14 protein-coding genes and 3 pseudogenes are annotated in these 20,487 nt (G+C 60.2%); 13 read left to right on the forward strand and 4 right to left on the reverse strand.

Annotation, left to right across the window (positions count from 1 at the left end; all coding sequences use genetic code 11):
• Positions 1 to 505: 505 nt before the first annotated feature.
• The 8 genes from BLT09_RS04395 (at position 506) to BLT09_RS04430 (ending at position 9,260) form a co-directional block, all read left to right on the forward strand.
• Positions 506 to 2,143, forward strand: coding sequence for an arylsulfatase (locus BLT09_RS04395; RefSeq protein ID WP_091591022.1), 1,638 nt, complete (start codon positions 506 to 508; stop codon positions 2,141 to 2,143).
• Positions 2,144 to 2,215: 72 nt separating this feature from the next.
• Complete coding sequence (locus BLT09_RS04400) at positions 2,216 to 2,815, forward strand: hypothetical protein (RefSeq protein WP_236473411.1); 600 nt, start codon at positions 2,216 to 2,218, stop codon at positions 2,813 to 2,815.
• Positions 2,816 to 2,871: 56 nt separating this feature from the next.
• Positions 2,872 to 3,879 carry an HAD family hydrolase gene (locus tag BLT09_RS04405; RefSeq protein WP_091591023.1) on the forward strand — a complete coding sequence of 336 codons (1,008 nt, stop codon included), beginning with the start codon at positions 2,872 to 2,874 and terminating at the stop codon, positions 3,877 to 3,879.
• Between the two features lie 17 nt (positions 3,880 to 3,896).
• Positions 3,897 to 4,865: a formylglycine-generating enzyme family protein gene (locus tag BLT09_RS04410; RefSeq protein WP_091591026.1), complete on the forward strand. Its 969-nt coding sequence runs from the start codon at positions 3,897 to 3,899 to the stop codon at positions 4,863 to 4,865.
• Positions 4,866 to 4,931: 66 nt separating this feature from the next.
• A complete protein-coding gene (locus tag BLT09_RS04415; protein ID WP_236473410.1) occupies positions 4,932 to 6,290 on the forward strand; it encodes a DUF3300 domain-containing protein in 1,359 nt (452 codons plus the stop codon).
• Positions 6,291 to 6,311: 21 nt separating this feature from the next.
• Positions 6,312 to 7,298 carry a DUF2950 domain-containing protein gene (locus tag BLT09_RS04420; RefSeq protein WP_236473409.1) on the forward strand — a complete coding sequence of 329 codons (987 nt, stop codon included), beginning with the start codon at positions 6,312 to 6,314 and terminating at the stop codon, positions 7,296 to 7,298.
• A gap of 217 nt (positions 7,299 to 7,515) precedes the next feature.
• On the forward strand, positions 7,516 to 8,031 hold the full coding sequence (locus tag BLT09_RS04425; protein WP_208602475.1) for a hypothetical protein: 516 nt from the start codon (positions 7,516 to 7,518) through the stop codon (positions 8,029 to 8,031).
• On the forward strand, positions 8,028 to 9,260 hold the full coding sequence (locus BLT09_RS04430; protein WP_091591027.1) for an HlyD family secretion protein: 1,233 nt from the start codon (positions 8,028 to 8,030) through the stop codon (positions 9,258 to 9,260). The genes BLT09_RS04425 and BLT09_RS04430 overlap by 4 nt, the downstream gene beginning before the upstream one ends.
• Positions 9,261 to 9,446: 186 nt before the next feature.
• Here BLT09_RS04430 and BLT09_RS04435 read toward each other — a convergent pair.
• Positions 9,447 to 11,095, reverse strand: a pseudogene (locus BLT09_RS04435) (alpha/beta hydrolase).
• 696 nt (positions 11,096 to 11,791) lie between these two features.
• Entirely contained in the window at positions 11,792 to 13,840 is a 2,049-nt protein-coding gene (locus BLT09_RS04440) for a family 16 glycosylhydrolase (RefSeq protein WP_091591029.1), read from the reverse strand.
• A gap of 701 nt (positions 13,841 to 14,541) precedes the next feature.
• Between BLT09_RS04440 and BLT09_RS04445 the strand changes: the two are divergent.
• Positions 14,542 to 15,447: pseudogene (locus tag BLT09_RS04445) on the forward strand (tyrosine-type recombinase/integrase).
• Positions 15,448 to 15,457: 10 nt separating this feature from the next.
• Positions 15,458 to 16,150, forward strand: a pseudogene (locus tag BLT09_RS04450) (IS91 family transposase); the annotation flags it as partial.
• Positions 16,151 to 16,695: 545 nt separating this feature from the next.
• Here the strand turns inward: BLT09_RS04450 and BLT09_RS04455 are convergent.
• Complete coding sequence (locus BLT09_RS04455; RefSeq protein ID WP_091591030.1) at positions 16,696 to 17,220, reverse strand: PTS sugar transporter subunit IIA; 525 nt, start codon at positions 17,218 to 17,220, stop codon at positions 16,696 to 16,698.
• 430 nt (positions 17,221 to 17,650) lie between these two features.
• Here BLT09_RS04455 and BLT09_RS04460 point away from each other — a divergent pair, with 430 nt between their 5' ends.
• From BLT09_RS04460 to BLT09_RS04470, 3 genes are all read left to right on the forward strand, one after another.
• On the forward strand, positions 17,651 to 18,064 hold the full coding sequence (locus tag BLT09_RS04460) for a DUF5602 domain-containing protein (protein ID WP_027153955.1): 414 nt from the start codon (positions 17,651 to 17,653) through the stop codon (positions 18,062 to 18,064).
• Positions 18,061 to 18,585: a plastocyanin/azurin family copper-binding protein gene (locus tag BLT09_RS04465; protein WP_167366336.1), complete on the forward strand. Its 525-nt coding sequence runs from the start codon at positions 18,061 to 18,063 to the stop codon at positions 18,583 to 18,585. The genes BLT09_RS04460 and BLT09_RS04465 overlap by 4 nt, the downstream gene beginning before the upstream one ends.
• A 107-nt stretch (positions 18,586 to 18,692) precedes the next feature.
• Positions 18,693 to 19,511 carry an ATP-binding protein gene (locus BLT09_RS04470; RefSeq protein ID WP_091591032.1) on the forward strand — a complete coding sequence of 273 codons (819 nt, stop codon included), beginning with the start codon at positions 18,693 to 18,695 and terminating at the stop codon, positions 19,509 to 19,511.
• Positions 19,512 to 19,525: 14 nt separating this feature from the next.
• On the opposite strand, the gene BLT09_RS04475 is transcribed toward BLT09_RS04470, so the two are convergent.
• Positions 19,526 to 20,377 (reverse strand): LysR family transcriptional regulator, encoded by an 852-nt coding sequence (locus BLT09_RS04475; protein ID WP_091591033.1) that lies wholly within the window; start codon positions 20,375 to 20,377, stop codon positions 19,526 to 19,528.
• Between the last annotated feature and the right edge of the window lie 110 nt (positions 20,378 to 20,487).

Below are 20,487 nucleotides of genomic sequence, written 5' to 3' on the forward strand. Positions count from 1 at the left end.
ACGAGTTTTGCCTTTTGCTGCCATTGCGCCACCCCTTATGCGCTAGAATGCGCATAGTCTTTTTGATGGTGCCAGTATCAGTATGTAAGTTACGCAGTCGGACTGTTGCTTGGTGAAGCTGTATCTGCCGATGGCCGAGGATTGACACGCTTGTGGCAGCGGTCCTCAAAGAACCCGCAATGTCTTCCCGATCCGACCCAAGGCCATTGCGCGGTATATCGGCGCCGGGAATTGGATCTCCCTACTGTCATTTGTCCCGTCGAGCTAGACCGTATCCTGGATAGCCCGCTTTCGATGCAACCGAGCGGATTCCGTCCGTAGGTTACCGTTAATTACCTTCCGCCCCGAGCGGCAATAGGCGAACCTCACGAAGGGCGATTTTGTCGGGGGCATGTCTGAAGCGTCCTGCCACCAGTTTCGTCTCGTCGACAGAACGCGGAGCATGCCAGGGAACCGAAAACTCGGCTCATCCTGGAAAAGCGGTACAGTCAAAGGAGGACGTCAGATGAGTGACAAGCAGGCGAATCCAGACCGACAACCGAACCGGCGCGACATTTTGCTGACCGGAGGATCTGTGCTCGCCATTTCGGCTGTCGCATCGGGAATAGCCACGAGCGCGAAAGCTCAAGCAGCCGGCGCAAAACCCAACATCCTCGTCATTTTCGGCGATGACGTCGGTTATTGGAACCTCAGCGCCTACAACCGGGGCATGATGGGCTATCGCACGCCGAACATCGATCGGATCGCCAAAGAGGGCGCGATCTTCACCGACCACTATGCCCAGCAGTCCTGCACAGCCGGGCGCGCCGCATTCATTACCGGCCAATCCTGCTTCCGCACCGGCCTGCTGAAGGTAGGCCTGCCGGGTGCCAAGGAAGGGCTGTCGGAGAAAGACCCGACACTTGCGGAACTGCTCAAGCCGCAGGGCTATGTTACCGGGCAATTCGGCAAGAACCATCTCGGCGACCGCAACGAGCATCTGCCCACCGTTCACGGCTTCGATGAGTTTTTCGGCAATCTCTATCACCTCAATGCCGAGGACGAGCCTGAGCATCCCGACTACCCGAAGAACCCCGAGTTCAAGGCCAGGTTCGGTCCACGCGGCGTGATGAAATGCAAGGCCAGTGCAACCGACGATCCTACCGAAGATCCGCGCTTCGGGCGGGTGGGTAAACAGGAGATCGAGGACACCGGTCCGCTGACGAAGAAGCGCATGGAAACTGTAGACGAAGAGTTCCTCGGCAGCGCGCTCAACTTCATCGACCGCTCGAACGCCGACGGGAAGCCGTTCTTCTGCTGGTTCAATTCGACCCGGACCCACATCTACACGTTTCTCAAGGAGGCCTCGAAGGGCAAGACCGGCTTGGGCATCTATGCGGACGCCATGGTGGAGATGGACGGCATGGTTGGCCAGCTTCTGGGCAAGCTCGATGACCTCGGCATCGCCGACAACACCATCGTCCTTTGGACGACCGACAACGGCGCGGAGGTTTTCTCGTGGCCGGACGGCGGCACCACGCCCTTCAAAGGCGAGAAGAACACAAACTGGGAAGGTGGCTACCGCGTGCCGTGCATGATGCGCTGGCCGGGCGTCATCAAGCCCGGAACCGAAATCAATCACATAACGTCACACGAAGATTTCGTGCCGACGCTGGTCGCAGCCGCAGGCGAACCAGACGTGACGGCCAAGCTGTTGAACGGATACGAAGCTGCTGGCAAGACGTTCAAGGTGCATCTGGACGGCTACAACCAACGCGACGTGTTGGCCGGCGAAGGCGAAGGCAAGCGCCACGAATACTTCTACTGGACCGATGACGGCAATCTCGCCGGCTTGCGTTACGAACGTTGGAAGATGGTCTTCCTCGAGCAGCGCGAGGAAGGACTGGCCGTGTGGGAGAACCCGCTGATTCCGCTGCGGTTCCCGAAGCTTTTCGACATCAAGGGCGACCCGTTCGAACGGGCGCAGACGGACGCCGGGGAATACGACAGATGGCGTGTCGAGCACGCCTTCGCGCTCGTGCCGGCACAGGCTTATGTCGCCAAACACCTGCAGACCTATGTCGAATTCCCGCCGCGGCAGAGGCCCGGCAGCTTCGCGCTCGACCAGGTCCTGGCGAAACTGCAGGAGGGTGGCAGACACTGAGTCTTCGCTTTGAATAGGCCGCGCTCGCACTATCGGCAGGCGCGGCCTCCAAGCCAACTCGGAAGCAGGTCAATGGCAGTCGCGAACAACAATCCCTCGACCGAGACCATTGCTCAGAGGGCAAAGAACGAGCTGCGCGAGTACGCGCTCCTGTCCTTGTATCTATTCGTCTGCTTTGGTGCGCTCGTTCTCTACAAGGCAGCGATCCTTGGCGAGGAGGGCATCAGCTATCTGCCATCAGGCCTGGCGGCCATCAAGGCACTGATCCTGGCGAAGTTCATAATGCTCGGGCAGATGATTCGATTGGGCGACCGGCGCGGAGGAGGAAGAATCGCCTACGTCATAGCCTACAAGGCCTTGCTCTATCTGATCCTGCTTCTCGTTCTCTCGGTCATCGAGGAAGTCGTCGTCGGTTTGATTCATGGGCGATCGGTCGCCGCCGCGCTCGCTGAGTTCGGAGGCGCCAAGCTGCCTCAGACGCTGGCGACAAGCCTGATCATGCTGCTGATATTGATCCCCTATTTGGCGTCCAGGGAACTGAATGTCGCCCTTGGCGAAGGCAGGCTCTGGACGCTGCTGCTCGAACGCCGCGACGGACCTCGGTCAGCCGATTTGGCAGCTGCCGCGAGAGAGTCAGGTCCAACGAACCCGAGCGATCACCCTTACCAGTGATCGCTTTTTGATGATGGCGCTCCTGATGGGCGCTGACCTACAGGAGACATCAAGCCATGACCAATCTTGCTTGCGCCGCGAAGCGCTACCTGGTGTCCATCCTCCTGTTGCTGGGGGCCGCTGCCTCTGCCACTGCGCAGGGCGCCGATCAGTTACCTTCCTGGAACGATGTCCAGGCCAAGCAGGCGATCGTCGCCTTCGTCGAACGTGTAACTGCGGAAGGCGCGGCAGACTTCGTGCCCGAAGCAGAGCGCGTCGCCGTCTTCGACAATGACGGCACGCTGTGGGGCGAGCAGCCGCTGTACTTCCAGCTCCTGTTCGCACTCGATCGGGTCAAGGCAATGGCCCCGCAGCATCCGGAGTGGAAGGACAAGGAGCCCTTTGCCTCGTTGCTCAAGGGCGACGTGAAAGCTGCACTCTCAGGCGGCGAGCCGGCGATCGTGGAGATCGTCATGACCACGCACTCCGGTATGACAACAGTGGAATTCGACCAGATCGTTCGCGAATGGATTACCACCGCCAAACACCCAAAGAGCGGCCGGCTCTACACCGAGATGGTCTACCAGCCGATGCTGGAGCTGTTCGCGTATCTTCGCGCCAACGGTTTCAAGACTTTCATCGTCTCCGGCGGCGGCATCGATTTCATGCGTCCCTGGACGGAGAAGGTCTACGGCATACCGCCCGAACAGGTCGTCGGCAGCAGTGGCAAGACCAAGTTCGAGATGCGCGACGGAACGCCGGTGCTCATGCGGTTGCCGGAAATCAACTTCATTGACGACAAGGCGGGCAAGCCTGTTGGCATCCACCAGCACATCGGTCGCCGGCCAATCGCGGCGTTTGGCAATTCGGACGGCGACCTGCAGATGCTGCAATGGACATGCTCGGGACCTGGCCCGCACTTTTGCCTTTACGTGCACCACACCGACGCGGAGCGCGAATGGGCCTACGACCGCCAGTCGCACATCGGCCGCCTCGACAAGGGCCTCGACGCTGCAGCCGATTCTGGTTGGACGGTTGTCGATATGAAGAAGGATTGGAACCGGGTGTTCGCCTTCGAGAAGTAAGGATTCGGAGCAAGACGATGCGTCAAGTTGTGGAACGCCAGGCTCAATCTACACAGGTGGAAGAGCCATTCCTGAACATGGTCTGGATTCCCGGCGGTACATTCCTCATGGGATCGAACAAGCACTATCCCGAGGAGGCGCCGGCGCATAGGGTGACAGTGGGCGGCTTCTGGATGGACGCCTGCACCGTCACCAACCGCGAGTTTGCTCGGTTCGTCGATGCAACTGGTTACGTCACCTCGGCCGAACGTCCGGTAAATCCCGACGATTATCCCGGAGCGAAGCCGGACATGCTGGCGCCGTCGTCGGTGGTGTTCAGCAAGGCCAAACAGCGTGTCGATCTTCGCGATCACTACAATTGGTGGGTCTACGTGCGCGGCGCCAATTGGCGCCATCCGCGCGGGCCGGCGAGTTCGATCAAGCGGCTGGCCGACCATCCGGTCGTGCATGTGAACTTTGAGGATGCCGAAGCCTACGCATCGTGGGCGGGCAAGGAATTGCCCACCGAGGCCGAGTGGGAATTCGCGGCGCGGGGCGGGCTCGACGCGGCCGAATTTGTCTGGGGCGATGAAATGGCACCCGATGGCCGACACATGGCCAATACCTGGCAAGGTGAGTTCCCATGGCAGAATCTCTGCGAGGACGGCTACGAGGGGACGTCACCCGTCGCCTCCTTTGCCGCCAATGGCTACGGCCTCTACGACATGGCTGGCAATGTCTGGCAGTGGACCACGGACTGGTACCAGGAACACGGCAAGATCGACAGCCCGTGCTGCACGGTTGACAACCCCCGCGGTGCCAAACGGGACGACAGCCTCGATCCACGGCAGCCGCAGATCAGAATCCCGCGCAAGGTGATGAAAGGCGGATCGCATCTTTGCGCGCCCAACTATTGCCGGCGCTACCGCCCGGCCGCGCGGATGGCGCAGCCCGTCGACACGTCGACGTGCCATTTAGGTTTCCGCTGCATTGCACGCAGAACGTGACGAACACTGCCAAAAACGCCCGGCGCAAAGCCTGCCGGAACAGAGACAGACAGGGAGGATCGAAGCATGACGGGCAATGATATGTTGAAGGTCGGCGCGGCGGCGCTGGCGCTGCTGCTTGCCGGGCCTGGCTCGGCGCATCCTGCCGTTGCACAAGAACAGGTCGCGGCGGCTGACGCTTCGGGTGATGCGACGACTTCGCCGGAGCCGCTGAGCGCCGACGAGATGGAGGTCCTGGTTGCGCGCATTGCGCTCTATCCGGACGAACTGATCGCGGTGATCACGGCCGCAGCGCTCTATCCGCTAGAGATCGTCGAGGCGGCGCGCTTTCTCGAGCGGTACGAGAAGGACAAGAGCCTGAAGCCCAAGGAGAGCTGGGACGGCTCGGTAGTGTCGCTGCTCAACTATCCGGACATCGTCAAGATGATGAGCGACGACCTCGAATGGACGCAGACGCTCGGCGACGCCATTGCCTACCAGCAGAAGGACGTGCTGGTTGCCATCCAGCAGCTGCGAGACGAGGCGGTCGCCAAGGGCGTGATCAAGACCGACGACAAGATCCAGGTGGTCAAGGAGAACGACAATTTTGTCATCAAGTCGGCGAGCTCCGAAGTGATCTACGTCCCGCAATATCCGCCGCAGATGTTTTATGAGCCGGGTTACGTGTGGGAACCGATCCGCTATTATCCCGATCCTTACCCCTATTACTGGTATCCGGGAGCGACCTTTTTCGCCGGGGCGGTGACCGGCGCCATCTGGGCCGCCGCCGTCGACTGGAACGACTGGGGCGTATGGGGCGGCCGCTGGAACGGCAACGACATCAACATCGATTGCAACAATTGCTTCAACAACCGCGACTTCAACGGCAAGATCAACTTGAACGACGTCGACTGGAAGAACATCGATCGCAGCAAGATCAACATCGACCGCAACCAGTTCAACAAGTTCGACCGGAACAACATCAAGAACCGGATCGAGAAGAATGGCGACAACGCCATCCGCGACCGCGCCCGCGACATCAAGAAGAACGACAAGCTCGCCAACAGGGTGCCGGGCAAGACGGCTGCAACGAGAGACATCCGCAAGAGCACGCTCGACGGGCTGAAGGGCCAAGGCGGTCAGGCGGCAAACAGGCCGGGCAATCGGCCGAACGTCAACCGTCCAGAAGCCAGGCCCGCCGTCGCCGACCGCCCCACCGCCAACCGCCAAACCGCCAAACCGGCAAAGATCAACCGCCCGGCCGGCAAGCCGAAACCGGCGGCAAGGGTCGACAATCGGCCGAAGAAACCGTCGGGGCTTGGCAACGTCGATCGCGGCAAGGTGACCAAGGTCAGCTCCAACCGCGGCCATCAATCCATGGGTGGCGGCAGCCGTGGTGGCGGCCACAAGCAGATCAAGCGCAGCGGCGGCGGACGCCGGCGTTAACGGAACGGGGAGGACAGGACCATGACACTGATGTTCAGCACCACCCGTCACACGGGACTTTTGCATACGATCCTTCTCCACTCTGTCTGCGCCGTGGCGCTTGCAGTGGGCATCGCTGTCTCGCAGCCAGCCGCCGCACAGGATGCGTCGGAGGCGCCGGAGATCACCGCCTTCGTGGCCGCTGCCGAGCCGCCCGTCTTCGACACGCCGGAAGCGGCTGTCGAGGCGTTCAAGAAGGCCCTGAACGACGCCGGCAACGGTGCGGTTGCGGCCCTTCTCGGCCTCGATGCGAAAAAGCTGAAAGCTGACGAGAACGCGGAGGAGACACTGGCGGCGATCAAGGAGGGTGTGGCCAAGCAGCTTGTCCTCGATGGCGAGGGCGACCGCCGCACGCTGCAGATCGGCGACAAGCTGTGGCCGCTGCCGTTTCCGCTCGTCAAGGGCGAGGACGGCAAGTGGGCTTTCGACACCTATGCCGGGCTCGAAGAGATCGTGAACCGGTATGTCGGCGAAAACGAGCTCACCGCGATCGAGACGATGCGCGCCTATGTCGATGCGCAAGAGGACTATGCGTCGCAGGACCGCGACGAGGATGGCGTGGAGGAGTTCGCGCAGAAACTGATCAGCTCGGAAGGCGCGACCGACGGGCTCTACTGGCCGACCGACGACATCAACGGTGAGAGCCCGGCTGACGGCAACATCGATCAGGCCGAACTAGAGGACGCGGCCAAGGGCGAAGGCTATTTCGGCTACAAGTACAAGATCCTGACCGGCCAGGGCGACCAGATCGCCGGCGGCGCCTATGACTACGTCATCAACGGCAACATGATCGCCGGCTTTGGCCTCATCGCTTGGCCGGCCAAATATGGCGAGACGGGCGCAAAAACCTTCGCCGTCAACCAGCACGGCGTCGTCTACGAGGCGGATCTCGGGCCAGCCACCGAGCAGATCGTCAAATACATCGACCGCTTCAATCCGGACGATACGTGGCAGGTCGTGGGCGACTGAGAGAAATGGATCAAAAGCCGGGTTATTTTCGAGTCGATCGGCAAAACCCTGCGCTGTGGCAGAAGAGGTGGTATGGAATTGAGCTTCGCATTCATGGCCAAGCCCGGCCACCAGTCCGTCGTCAGGCTTGCCCAGCAGAAAGCCGCCCAGACCGCACAGGGTGGCGAACAGGAAGCGGCGATCATCAGGCAGCGCCTGATATTTTGGAGTGATGGCAATGTCCGAAGCGATGCATCCCCTAGCACCCCATCATCTGCCGGGCTTTATTGTGGCTCCGGGAGAGACCGATGTTCTCTTCACCGGAACGGTAATATTCATCATCGCACTGCTCATGATGCTTGGCAGCCTGTATTTCTGGCTCCATTCGCTGCCTGAGCGCATCGCGCATGGGGCCAGCCAGGTCCAGTTTCAGTTGGTGGCGGTTCTGGCGTTGCTCGCGCTGTTCACTCACATCAATGTGTTCTGGGTTGCGGCATTGCTGCTTGCGATCGTTCCCATTCCCGACTTCTGGACGCCGTTGTCCACCATGGCTGAATCGCTTTCCAGGATGGCCGCCGACAGGCGCCAGGCGCCCGCACCTGCAGCATCTGCGCCGGAAGCAATTGCTGCGGGATCGCCGCTGTCGGTGAACGACGCGCCATTTTCCCAGGTGCGGGTTGTGGAGCTCGAGGCTCCATCCACGCCGCCCGACGACCAACACCGTGTTCCAGCAAACGAGGAGCGCCGGCCATGATCGAGTTACTGCTATGCTCAGTCGTGACGATCCTGCCCGATTTTCTCGTCCGGCGTTTTGTCCAGGGAAAGAGGATCGGACGTGAGATCACGCTCTATTCGGTGTGGTATGAACTCCGTTATGGCATAACCGCCTGCCTGGGACTCACCATCGTGCTGCTGACGCTGATCCTTTATTACCATCCATCGACAACCAGCGCCGTTTCTTTCTTTCGCACGGTGCCCATTCTTCCCGAAGGCTCCGGCCGCGTTGAAGAGGTCTATGTGGGTCTCGGGGAAAAGGTGAAATCGGGACAGCAGCTCTTCAAGCTCGACAGTTCGACCCAGAAAGCCGCGCTTGAAACTGCGCGGCTGCGTGTGTCGGAGATAGATGCGGCGCTGGAGTTGGCGAAGACCGAGTTGGTGACGGCCGATGCCCGGATCCAGGAAGCGCGGAGCGCCTATCAGCAGGCCGTGGACGAACTCGCGACCAGAACCGAACTTCAGAGGCGAAACTCCGGTACGGTTGCGCAACGGGAGATCGAGAAACTTCAGAATATCGTCGATGGTCGCCTGGCCGCGGTGTCTGCCGTCCTGGCCAGCAAGCAGTCCGTCGAAGCCCAGATCGCTTCGGTACTGCCGGCGCAGAAAGCCAGCGCCGAGGCAGCACTTGCCCAGGCGCAGGTCGAACTGGACAAGACGGTCGTCTATGCGGGAGTGGACGGAACGCTCGAGCAGTTCACGCTGCGCAAGGGAGATATAGTCAATCCTATCATGCGGCCCGCGGGAGTGCTGGTTCCCGCGGAGGCAGGCAGGCGGGCGCTTGTGGCGGGCTTCGGCCAGTTGGAGGCGCAGGTCATGAAGGTAGGCATGGTTGCCGAGGCCACCTGCATCTCCATGCCGATGACCATCATCCCGATGGTTGTGACCGAGGTGCAGGATCTTATCGCAACCGGCCAGGTGCGCGCGTCGGATCAACTGATCGACGCTCAGCAAGTGATCAGGCCCGGGACGATCACCGTCTTTCTGGAACCGCTTTTCCAGGGTGGGTTCGAAGGCGTTCCGCCGGGAAGCAGCTGTATTGCCAATGCGTATACCAACAATCACGACCGGCTGTCCGAAGAAGGACTGAGCACCTCGAAATGGCTGTTTTTCCACGTCATAGACACGGTCGGGGTCGTGCACGCCGTCATCCTTCGAATTCAGGCGCTGCTCCTTCCGGTACAGACGCTTGTCCTCTCCGGGCACTGAGAACCACGTCGGCAGCGGCCTGCCGACCCTTGCGAGATCGCCGACGTGGGCGTTGAGGCCGATCACGGTGAAGAAGTAGACGAGCAGGATGTCGCGCGCCGTCAGGTCGAAATCGACCTTGATACCGGAGAAGAGATAGACCAGCCCGATCGCACCGCGAACTTGGCCTTCGCCAGCCGCGCCCCTTCACCGCCGTCGCGAAAATTCCAGCTTCAGCCGGTTGATCTGCTCCGCGGTCCATCCCCGAACATCAGTCACTTCGATCCAGGCATCGATGTAATGCTCCGGCGCATAGACATGCCCGTAGCCCATCGGGGCCGTTGTGGCCATCGCCATGTCGACGGTGAGCTGGAGAAGCGTCACGACCGGATACCATTTGAGCTCGGGAGACACGTCGGAACCGCGCGGCCCCGCCATCCATTCCGGCTGTCGGTACAGGGACCGGTAGTCGAAGAACGTCACCGGGTCGCTCGCATATTGAAGATAGACGATCCGCATCGGTCCCCAATGTGCGTCCGGGATCGCCAGGCCGTTCTCCTGGCTCGTGAACCGCACATACGACCCGTCCCTGAAGCGTGGCAGCCAGGCTGGCGATCCTCGCTCGCGGTCGTCGGTGACGGAACGCCAGATCCTGCTCGGAAATGGCGGGCCGCTCCAAAGTCCCCTGATACGGGTCGCCGATCACTTCGAACAACTCGGCGGATTGCTTGGAGCTCAAGGCGCCAAGGCTCAGCCCATGCAAATAGAGCCTGGGGCGACTTTCCTTCGGGAGCTTGGCCCAATGGCTGTAGATTTCCGCAAAAAAGGTTACGAGCGGCCTCGGCGCCATAGCCGGGCTCGACCAGGAGAGACAGCCAGCTTGTGAGATACGGATACTGCATGGCGACGCTCGCGACGTCGCCGCCGTGGAGATATTCGACGGTGTCCATTGCAGCAGGGTCTATCCAACCGGTGCCTGTCGGCATCACCACGATCAGCACCGAGCGATCGAATCCGCCGACGCGCTTGAGCTCCTCGAGGGCGAGCTTTGCGCGCTCCTCGGCCGTCTCCGCAGACCGCAATCCGACATAGACGCGGATCGGCTCACGCGCATCCATGCCCAGGAACGAGCTTAAATCCTTGCTCGTCGGCCCGGTCGCGATGAACTCCCGTCCCGCCCTTCCTAGCTCATCCCACTCGATCAGCGAGGTATCGCTTCCGGTCTTGCTGGGGTCGGCAGGCTGTTGGGTCTCGGGCTCGATCAGCTCATCGAATGCCTGGAAGGACGAATCCGCGGCATGGAGCGCAACCCTGAAGAAAACGCCGTTGACCACTGTCCAGAATAACGCAGCCGCAGCGGCAATGCCGATCACGTATGACACGCGTTTCGGCACGATCCGGCCAAGCATTCGCGAGGTGAACAGGAACGTGACCTGAAACAATCGCGCCAAGAGGATCAAGAGCACGAAGGTCAGCAACGCGATCAGACCGATCTTCAGGGGGTGCGCAGTGTCTACCGGCTCGAGCCTCATGAGCTGCCGGATCGAATTTTGCCATTCCGAAGCCTGGCAGAGAAACGCGACGGCAACCAGAATGCAGGTGGCCGCAGCGACGAGTTTGATGGCCTGCAAGATGCGGCCGGTGGGCTTGGGCAACTCCAGATAGTCGGCCAGCCAGCGCCCGAACACGCCAAGCCCATATCCGGCCGCGAAAGAGCATCCGGATAGAACGCCTTGCGTCACAAACGTGCGTGGAAGCAGGGTAGGGGTGAGCGAGGCCGCAAAGAAGAGTGTTCCGATCAGCAGGCCAGCGGCTGAGAAGGAACGCCAGAACCTGAAGATCCAGAATAGCCTCATTGGAGCAGCCACGTGCGATCGCTGGAGTGCTTCGAGGCAGCTTGCCGTGCAAGATACGTCGGCGCAACCCGCTTGCGCGGGCGACGCCACGAACTCGATACCAATCTGGAGCAGTCTTTGTTCTGGAGCAGTCTTTCCAAACTTTAGGGGTGCGGTCGCTCGCCGTTCACCGCGCGTGTCAAAGGAGACTGAGCAGCGCGGCACGATGGCCGAGCTTCATCGTTTGTGGAGGTTAGAAACGGAGTTTGGCCACAACTCACAAAGCGCAAGGATAATAACCACCGAGTTTCGCCAAAGCCAGCCTATTCGCCGCCGACCGTATAGCTGGGGCGGGGCGAAAGAACATCGCCAGCTTCAAGCTTGCCGCTATCCGTCCGGCCCGGTTGTGGCCCGGAATGCGCTCCGCGATAACCGCTCAGGGTCAGAGGTTCACCATTGGCAAAGTTGAGACTTCTGCGGCCGGAGAGCGCGTCGGAAAAGAAAGTGTCCCGTGAAGCGTATCCTTCGGCGCCCGGCCAACTGCGGACTGTGACGAATGCCGGGGTGACACCCAACACAGTTTATGACGCAGTAGAACTAATTTAGAGCATCCCTCGAAAAAGAAGTCACCGGTTTTTCGAACAAAGCGATGCGCAAACAAGAAGTTACAACGGTGCGCTTGATCGCTTTTTCACGCGCACCGCTGTAGGTGTCGGATCAGATCACGAAAAAATCGTCGGCCAGCAGCGTCGGCCTGTTCGTCAGCGTCGCGAGCTGTGTCACGCCGCCTGCGACGTTTCCGTTGGAATCGTAAAACAACGCACCCGTAACCTTGTCATAGATGATGTGGTCGTCGGCGTCGTGCGCGCTAGTCCCAGCGAAGAAGTAGCTCGGCTCGAGGGCTCCCGTGGTGGCTCCAAGCCCCTGCATTACCGAATTCTGGAGCCTGAATGCATCGGCCGTATGGTTGAAATCCGTGATGATGTCGCGGTTGGCCACTGAGAGCGGCGCGCTGAAAACGAAGAAATCGTTGCCGGCGCCACCAGTAAGCCGGTCAATGCCCAGGCCGCCCATTAGTGCATCGTTGCCACCCCGCCCAAGCACGGTATCATTGCCTCGGCCGCCGTCCAGTTTGTTGTCGCTGTCGTTGCCGTCGAGGACGTTGTCGAGGGAATTTCCCGTGGCTCCGACGTTGGCGTTTCCGGTCAGACGCAGATTTTCTACCGGCCGGCGATCGACCGCCAGTGAGTACGTGACCAAGCTGAAAATCTGGTCGAGGCCCGCTTCGTCGATGACGTTGTCCAGTGCATTGTCCACATAATAGGTATCGTTGCCGGCTCCGCCATTCATCTGGTCGGCCCCGGTCCCGCCATCGAGAAGGTCGGCGCCATCATAGCCCGCTAACCGGTCGCTACCCGCCCCGCCCCTTATGGTGTCGTTGCCGGCAAGGCCGACCAGCGTGTTGTTCCCATTGTTCCCGGTCAGCTCATTGTCGGAAGAATTGCCGCGACCATCGATAGCGGCAAGGCCGATGAGAGTCAGATTTTCGACATAGGATGGTAGTGAATAGGTGCTCGAGCTGAACACCCAATCTTTGCCCGCCGCATCGCCCTCGACCACGCGGTCGAGCGCATTGTCGACATAGTAGGTATCGTTGCCTGCGCCGCCCTCCATCTTGTCGATTCCGACTCCGCCGTCGAGCAGGTTGCTGCCAGCGTTGCCGACCAGCGTGTTGTCGAGTTCGTTACCCATCGCGTCGATGTCGGCAACGCCGGTGAGTGTGAGCTGCTCTATTTGCTGGCCGGACAGCGAATACGTCATCGACGTGATGACCACATCGATGCCGGCGCCGTCAGCCTCGATGACTACGTCGAATGCGTTGTCGACGCGGTAGGTATCGTTGCCGAAACCGCCGGACATTTTGTCAGCACCGGCTCCGCCGTTCAGAACGTCATCAAAGCTGCCGCCGTTCAGGATATCCGCCGCATCCGTCCCGGTCAGGTGCTGCTCCATCACGCCCGGCGCGGCATAGGCGCGCACGTAGTCGATGACCATCTTGTAGGTGCCGGACGCCCGCTCGACCTCAAGGGGATTCATGGCAAGCGAGGCCAGCATATAGAGCGGCGTGCGGAAGGACTCGCTCATTGGAAAGCGGCTCAGCTCCTTGCCGTCATAGTACACGGTGATCCAGTCCGTCGTGATCCTCGCGCCGTAGGTGTGAAACGCCCCGTCGAACATCGAACCGGGGAGGCCCGTATAGTTGCTTTCCCAAGCGTGGCTTTCCTTATTGCGCAAATGCACCGCCTGGTGATGACCATCGGGATCGCCCCCATACGCTTCAACGATGTCGACCTCGACGCGTGGCACAGTCTGATCGGGCGACAGCATCCAGAAAGCCGGCCAGGCTCCCGCCCCGCCGTGAAAGGCTGCGCGCATCTCGAAGTACCCGTACTCTTGCGCGAAACCCTGGCCGGCGCTGTTAACCGTTTGCATCGTTCCCGACTGCCAGGCGCCGTCCACCTGCTTCATGGTAATGGTCAGCTTCCCGTCAGAGACGGAGAACGGATTCGTTGCCCCCACCGGCGACATGAACGTGGCGGCCCCATAGGGGGCATGCACAGGCGCGAACCACTTGCCGGTGCCGTTGTTCGGCACGACATCAAGCGTGTTGAACTCGTCAGAAAAGGAGAGCTTGAACCCGGAGAGGTTCAGCTTCGATCCCTTGTACTGTTCGGTCCAATCGCCAGGAAGAGCAATCGCAGCCATTGATGGGCTCCTCGTTCTCGCAACATTTTCGCGGTTGACCCCCCACCAAGATCAAATCGTCCATTTGTTAACGGAAGGATAATGGACACCGATTCCGCTGCAAATGGGGTCAGTGCGGTTATCCCCAACGCTTTACGAGAAATCTTGGAGATGTCGCAAATCGGTTGACGTAGCCGGCACACGGTACTGCGAATCCTCCGATACCGTCACGTCGGGCTCGAACGTCGCCGCCAACCAGCCGCTCCTTCTCCGCCCGCGACGAGCGCCGCCGGCGCTGCCCCGAGGTGATCACTTCCACGCGCAATCGTCATAGGACACCTCCCAGGATATTCCCCGGACTTGCAATGTTCTTCCTAAGGCGACAAGGCGGCCTTCACCGTATGCTTACGTTGTAGGCCGGCGGAGGCGGCCTTCAGTCGGGGTTCCAAGAGGCTCACGACGCCTCGCCAGCGGGGTGGCGCGACGGTCGGCGCAGATAGCGTGGCCGAACGTCCGTTTTCTCAATCCGATTCGGACCTGCAATCTCGCCTCCGGAATGACCATTAGGGGTCACACAACGAACCCGCTCGCGCGGGAGGGCGCGGGTTCGAGGCTTGCTGGTTTATCGGCAGCGCCGGTGAGGTTGTAATCGACGAGGGGTGACGGACAGGCATCGGCCTCCGAGCATGAAGGGTCAACCTTCAGCTTGAGAGGAGAATCCGATGACCATCCCTTCGCATCCGTCCGGCAGCGCGCTTCGCGAGCGCATGATCGAAGACATGAACGTGCGTGGCTTCACCGAGGACACGCGCCGTAACTACATCCGCTGCGTGAAGAGATTTGCGGCGTTCATCGGCCGCTCGCCCGACGCGGCAACGGCTGAGGATCTCCGCCGTTTCCAAGTGCACCAGACCGAGAGCGGCATGCGGCCGCCGGGCATCAACAGCTCGGTTTCGGCGCTGCGCTTCTTCTTCACCGTCACGCTCGATCGACCCGATCTCTCTCGTCGTCTCGCGATAGACCACCAGCCACGCAAGCTGCCGCTGGTGCTGAGCGCCGAGGAGGTAGCGCGGCTGCTCGAAGCGGCGCCGGGGCCGAAATACAATGCGGCGCTCGGCACGGCCTATGGCGCCGGGCCGCGGGTTTTCCGAGGTGGCGGCGCTCAAGGTGACCGACATCGACTTGGCACGCATGCTGATCCGCGTCGAACAAGGCAAGGGCCGCAAGGATCGCCACGCCATGCTGTCGCCGCATCTGCTCAAACTGCTGCGCGCCTGGTGGCGGGAGGGCAAGCGCCGCGGCGTGATGTGCCGCGGGGCTGGCTGTTCCCAGGACGCAATCCGGTCATACCGCTCTCCAGCCGCCAGCTGAACCGCGCTGTTCATGCCGCTGCGGAGGCGGCCGAGATCAGGAAACGGGTGGCGCCGCACACGTTGCGCCACAGCTTCGCCACCCATCTCCTGGAGCAGGACATCGATATCCGCATCATCCAGGTCCTGCTCGGGCACGCCAAGCTCGACACCACGGCGCTCTATGCCCGCGTCGCCACCAACACGATCCGCACCGTGATGAGCCCACTCGACCGGATCAAGCTGCTGACGGAGGACGAGACGCGACCGGACAGATGACGCCGCGGCGGTGAGCCGCCCGTCACTGGAGGTCGCCGACATCTTCCATCGCCAATGGCGCCGCCTGGCGCGCGGCGCATGCCGGTCATCTCAGCCTCGGCCAGATGTCGGCGATCGAGAGCTGCCGTACCGCTGCCCTCGGCGGCCATGTCGAGGCTTGCGAGGACTGCGGCCACAGCCGCATCGCCTATAACAGCTGCCGGAACCGGCACTGCCCCAAATGCCAGAGCGCGGCGGCACGGGACTGGCTCGCCGCGCGCCAGGCCGATCTCTTGCCGGTCGGCTACTTCCACGTCGTGTTCACGCTGCCGGCCGAGATTGCCGACATCGCCTACTACAACAAGGCCGTGATCTACGACCTTTGTTCCGCGCCGCCTCCGAGGCGCTGCTCACGATCGCGGCCGATCCAAAGCACCTCGGCGCGCGCATCGGCATCACCGCCGTGCTCCACAGCTGGGGCTCGGCGATGACCCATCACCCGCATGTGCACATGATCGTGCCCGGTGGCGGTATCTCGCTCGACGGCGAGCGCTGGGTGCATTGCAGGCCGGGCTTCTTCCTGCCCGTGCGCGTGCTGTCGAAGTTGTTCCGACGGCTCTTCCTGTCGAAGCTCGCCGACGCCCATGCTGCTGGGCGCCTGCAGTTCTTCGGCGGTCACGACGGTCTGAATGAGCACAGCGCCTTCGCTCAATTCCGGCTTCCGGACGCCGGCCCCGGAGCCAAGCACCACGTGGATGGCCGGCGTCCGCAACCCTTCACAGGTCACGACAATGCTGACACCGGACTGAATGTCCGCTCTTGAAGATCGGCAGCTGGAAGCTGCCAGTCCGCTGTCGTGAACCCAAACGCGACGTCTGAGTAGTGGTTCGGCGACGACCGCTCTTGGGCGGCGAAACGGTCATTCAGCTGCGGTCGCGAAGAAGTTTTTTTCAGATGCATTCGCTAGCGGGAGTTCACCCAACCATCAGGCTGCTGGCGCACCGCAAAAATTGAAATTGTTCGAATTGAAAGAACCAAAAGCGCGAAGTTGAGAGCTTCGGAGAATGTTGAGCCAGAGCACGCCCATTCAGCCCGGGAGGCCGGCAGCGCAGTTGGCAGCTTAGATTGAAAGCCCCGCGGTTCTGCGCGGTTCGTGCGCCATCGAACCGAGGCAGAGAATGTTGGGGCAGGGTGCAGTGGCGGAGGGAGAGCAACTGAGATCCAACCTTCTCCAACTCGCACTGGTTCGCGCACGCTGGCAAATGGGATCTAGGCATGGCTCAAGTACCTGGACACCAGAACGCCAGGCTCGAAGCAGCAAGTATGCAAATTGGTGGAAATTGCCGGAACCGGCTTAGCTTCGAGAATCGCCAACGCCTCATCGGATGTCCGTGCCTGTCGGAGTCGCGCCCGAACCTGAGATGCCCGAAGCAGCCGGCATATTTGGGAAAGGGCAGGGAGGAAGGCGGACGTGGCAGAGGCCGGCCAAAGTATAGTGTAAATGAGGTCGACGGGATCGTCGTCCGGGCCGTCGAAATCGATGGGCTGAGCCAAACGTGTCAAAGACGCGGCAGGCGAAGAGATCATACCGAGCAGAGCGTGGGGGATGGCGACGCCACGACCCATGCCCGTCGAGCCGAGACACTCACGGTCGAAAAGACCACGGATAACCATCTGCTCGTCAAGCCCATTTCTCCGAGCAATCCTGATCGCAATTTTTGACAAGGCCGATTGCTTTCCCTTCGTCACAAGATCAAGCGAAATGTCTTCTTCTGACAGGATGGGGGAGATCATCAGGGTCAACCTCCGTGTCGATCCAGACGCGATCGCAAATGAGCGTTCAGCCGCACTGGTCAAGCAGGACAGAATTCTCAGTGGACTGAGGAGTGGAGATGAGGCTGGCTGTCCCGGACGCGAACTCTCTCGCGTCCGGGCTGATGGCCCGTTTTGAGGCGTTTAGGCTCCCGCCGGAAATTGAGGCTGAAAGTATTCATAGCAATTCAGAGGTAGTGGAAGATTTTTTGAAATCAAGCAAAACAGGTACGGGCCTGACTAGCAGAAATAATGCTTTTAAATGCCAGTTATTTTCGTTTGACGAACAGAACAGTCTCCTGCTTGCTAGCTGGGCGCGAACATGCCGTGTCAGAAAGTGAAAATCGAATTTTTAGACGGACTTCCAGATCTTCAGCCGTTGCAATTTTTATTTCAACCAGGAGATGCCGTGATGAAAAAACTCGTCCTCGCAGTTGCCTTGACAGTGGGCAGTTCGCTTTGCGCCATGGCGGCGAATGAGGTCACCAAAGCTCCGCCAGCCGCTCCTTACGAACAGGTCAGCAAGCTTGTGAAACTGCCCGACTTCCTGCCGGGCATGGGCCAACTTTTCGTCGATCCGACGACATTGCCTGCCGGACCATTCCTTGCCTATGACCACGATGGCGAGCTTGTCAGCACGATTTACATGCTGCCGATCAAAGACCTCAATCCGGACAAGCGTTTTGACGACCTCGCTTCACCCGGCGGCAATGTCGACCATGTGGACGTCTACTACAATGCCGGCCATCCGGGGGTAGAAGAGCCGCATGTCCATGTCGTGCTGTGGCATGTTTCGGCGGCTGACGAGGCACAGGTCGCCAAATGACACTGACGCGTCGTGAGATACTGGGCGCTGGCGGCGGGCTCGCCGCCGCCCTTTCCCTCTCTTCTCTGGCCGTGTTGGGTGGCGAGATGATCGAAGTCAAGATGCAAGGGCGCGACGACGGTTCACACGTCTGGTTCGACCCGATAGGCATTCTGATCAAACCAGGACAGACGATCCGCTGGACCAATCTCAATCCCGGCAATTCGCACACGACGACGGCATACAATCCCACAAACTTCGAGCGGCCGCTCCGCATGCCCAAAGCGGCAAAATCTTGGGATTCTGACTATCTACTGCCCAACGAAAGCTTTTCGGTTACTTTCACCGAGCAAGGGGTCTATGATTATTACTGCATTCCGCATGAGCATGCTGGAATGGTCGGTCGTATCGTCGTCGGCGAGCCCGAGGCGCATGACTGGACGGAGCTAACCGGAGCGAAGGGAGACCTACCGGAAGAGGCCGTCAAGGCCTTTCCGATGGTCGAAGACATCATGACGAAAGGGATCGTGCGGCGCGCCTAGGCATGCGTGCAGGATGCATGACACCAGCAACAGGAGAACCCAAACGACGATGCGAATGGGAGCCCGAGTTTCCCGTTTGTCGTCAATGATTGATAGGGGCGACCATCATGACCGGCAGCGCGTTTCCATACGATAATGAAACACGAGCGAAGCGCAACGAGCGTCAGGTAGATATGCCTCTCGGTGCTCGGGCCGCAGCCCAACAACGTGAGCGTGCCACACATCGGCTTGCCGTCTTAGGCGAGATGACTGGCGGTATTGCCCATGATTTCAGAAACCTCCTGGCAGCCATCGGATCCGGCCTGAGGCTTGCCGAAATAAGAGCCGAGGAGCCCGAAAGCGTGAGGACCTACATTGCTGCAGCGCGGCAGGGACTCGATCGAGGTATCGAACTGACGTCACTGGTACTGGCCTTCGCAAAACATCAGGAACTCGAAATCCACGCTGGCAATTTGAATGAATTCCTCAGGTCTTTTGAGCCTTTCCTGAGATATGGCGCAGGCCCCGATGTCCGCGTCAAGCTGGAGCTTGGTTCCGATATCCCGAACTGCTTGATCGACCCGGCGCTGTTCGACTCTGCAGTGCTTAATCTCGTAATGAACGCACGAGATGCGATGCCAAGTGGCGGGGAGATCCGCGTCACCACTGAGCGATTGGTGCAGACGGCCCCGACGCCTGACCTGCCCGGGCCCGAAACCTACGCATGCGTTCGCGTCAAGGACGATGGTTGCGGCATGGCTCCGGAAGTCTTGCGAAAGGTATTTGATCCTTTCTTCACGACGAAGGGTGAGAAGGGCACCGGGATAGGGATGTTGCAAGTGCAGGCATTGGCGCAAATGGTTGGTGGTCGGATCCGGATAAAGAGTGAGCGAGGGATTGGAACAACGGTCGACCTTCTGTTCCCGTCAATCCAAGCGGACCTTTAGACGCCCAACAACTCCTACAATTTGATGTCGGCGCTCGCGACGGAATGCAATCCTGCCAGGGCAGGACCTACCACGCTCTCGTCCGCACTTGCGGATTGCACCGCGTAAACCGGATAGGAGAACTGCGGCATTTCAGGCACAAGGTGCAGCCGGCCGGCCTCCATGTGAGGCCGCACAGAACTCATCCTGAAATATCCGGAGCCGCCAGTCGCAAGAACATAGCTCAGTGCGAGCGGACCGAGATCGAAAGAAAGATCCGGCGCAGCACTCGGGAAATTCATCCCATGGTGAAGTTCAAAATCCGGCCCCCAATCCATATAAACATAATCGGATTCGTCCAGGAGGCGCGCGTCGGAATTGGTCGTCACGAGGACGAGTTTTTCCTCCAGAAGCAGATCGATCTTCAAACCCGGTCTGTGGGGGGGCGCGTACATGATAGCCAAGTCGACCATTCCTGACGCGACCTGATTGATCAAATCCTTCGGCACATCGACGTGTACTCGAAGTGCAATATCCTGAAGCGACCCGCGCATCCATCGGACCCAATCGAGCAGAAGAGGTTGCGCTAGGCTGACTTCACTGCCGACCGTCAGAACAGCTCGACGTCCCGGGGGCACGGCAACCTGGTGAAGGGTGCGTTGCCATAGTTGGACGAACATCGGCGCGTGGCGCAGAAATTGCTCACCGGCCGGGGTGAGAGAAGCTCCGCCTTTGTGGCGAACAAAAAGCGCGCGGCCCAATTGCTGCTCGAGGTTGCGAATCCGTGCGCTTACGGTCGTCTGGGCGACATTCAAGCGCTCCGATGCCCGAATGAAACTCCCTGTCGAAACGATCTCGATGAAAGTCCGGGCGAGTTCAATGTCCATAAAACATATAGCATAAAAATTGCGTTTAAATGTCAATCAATTTCGTTTGCTAGATAGCTAGTCAGAGCAATAGGCTTCGAGATTATCCACCCAGCTCTGCGCTGAATGCT

Source organism: Mesorhizobium muleiense (assembly GCF_900099905.1).
Taxonomy (GTDB): domain Bacteria; phylum Pseudomonadota; class Alphaproteobacteria; order Rhizobiales; family Rhizobiaceae; genus Mesorhizobium; species Mesorhizobium muleiense.

Coding starts and splice junctions, on each gene's coding strand:
- BLT09_RS04395 (WP_091591022.1), top strand. CDS start 506: ATGAGTGACAAGCAGGCGAATCCAGACCGACAACCGAACCGGCGCGAC.
- BLT09_RS04400 (WP_236473411.1), top strand. CDS start 2,216: ATGGCAGTCGCGAACAACAATCCCTCGACCGAGACCATTGCTCAGAGG.
- BLT09_RS04405 (WP_091591023.1), top strand. CDS start 2,872: ATGACCAATCTTGCTTGCGCCGCGAAGCGCTACCTGGTGTCCATCCTC.
- BLT09_RS04410 (WP_091591026.1), top strand. CDS start 3,897: ATGCGTCAAGTTGTGGAACGCCAGGCTCAATCTACACAGGTGGAAGAG.
- BLT09_RS04415 (WP_236473410.1), top strand. CDS start 4,932: ATGACGGGCAATGATATGTTGAAGGTCGGCGCGGCGGCGCTGGCGCTG.
- BLT09_RS04420 (WP_236473409.1), top strand. CDS start 6,312: ATGACACTGATGTTCAGCACCACCCGTCACACGGGACTTTTGCATACG.
- BLT09_RS04425 (WP_208602475.1), top strand. CDS start 7,516: ATGTCCGAAGCGATGCATCCCCTAGCACCCCATCATCTGCCGGGCTTT.
- BLT09_RS04430 (WP_091591027.1), top strand. CDS start 8,028: ATGATCGAGTTACTGCTATGCTCAGTCGTGACGATCCTGCCCGATTTT.
- BLT09_RS04440 (WP_091591029.1), bottom strand. CDS start 13,840: ATGGCTGCGATTGCTCTTCCTGGCGATTGGACCGAACAGTACAAGGGA.
- BLT09_RS04455 (WP_091591030.1), bottom strand. CDS start 17,220: ATGATCTCCCCCATCCTGTCAGAAGAAGACATTTCGCTTGATCTTGTG.
- BLT09_RS04460 (WP_027153955.1), top strand. CDS start 17,651: ATGAAAAAACTCGTCCTCGCAGTTGCCTTGACAGTGGGCAGTTCGCTT.
- BLT09_RS04465 (WP_167366336.1), top strand. CDS start 18,061: ATGACACTGACGCGTCGTGAGATACTGGGCGCTGGCGGCGGGCTCGCC.
- BLT09_RS04470 (WP_091591032.1), top strand. CDS start 18,693: ATGACCGGCAGCGCGTTTCCATACGATAATGAAACACGAGCGAAGCGC.
- BLT09_RS04475 (WP_091591033.1), bottom strand. CDS start 20,377: ATGGACATTGAACTCGCCCGGACTTTCATCGAGATCGTTTCGACAGGG.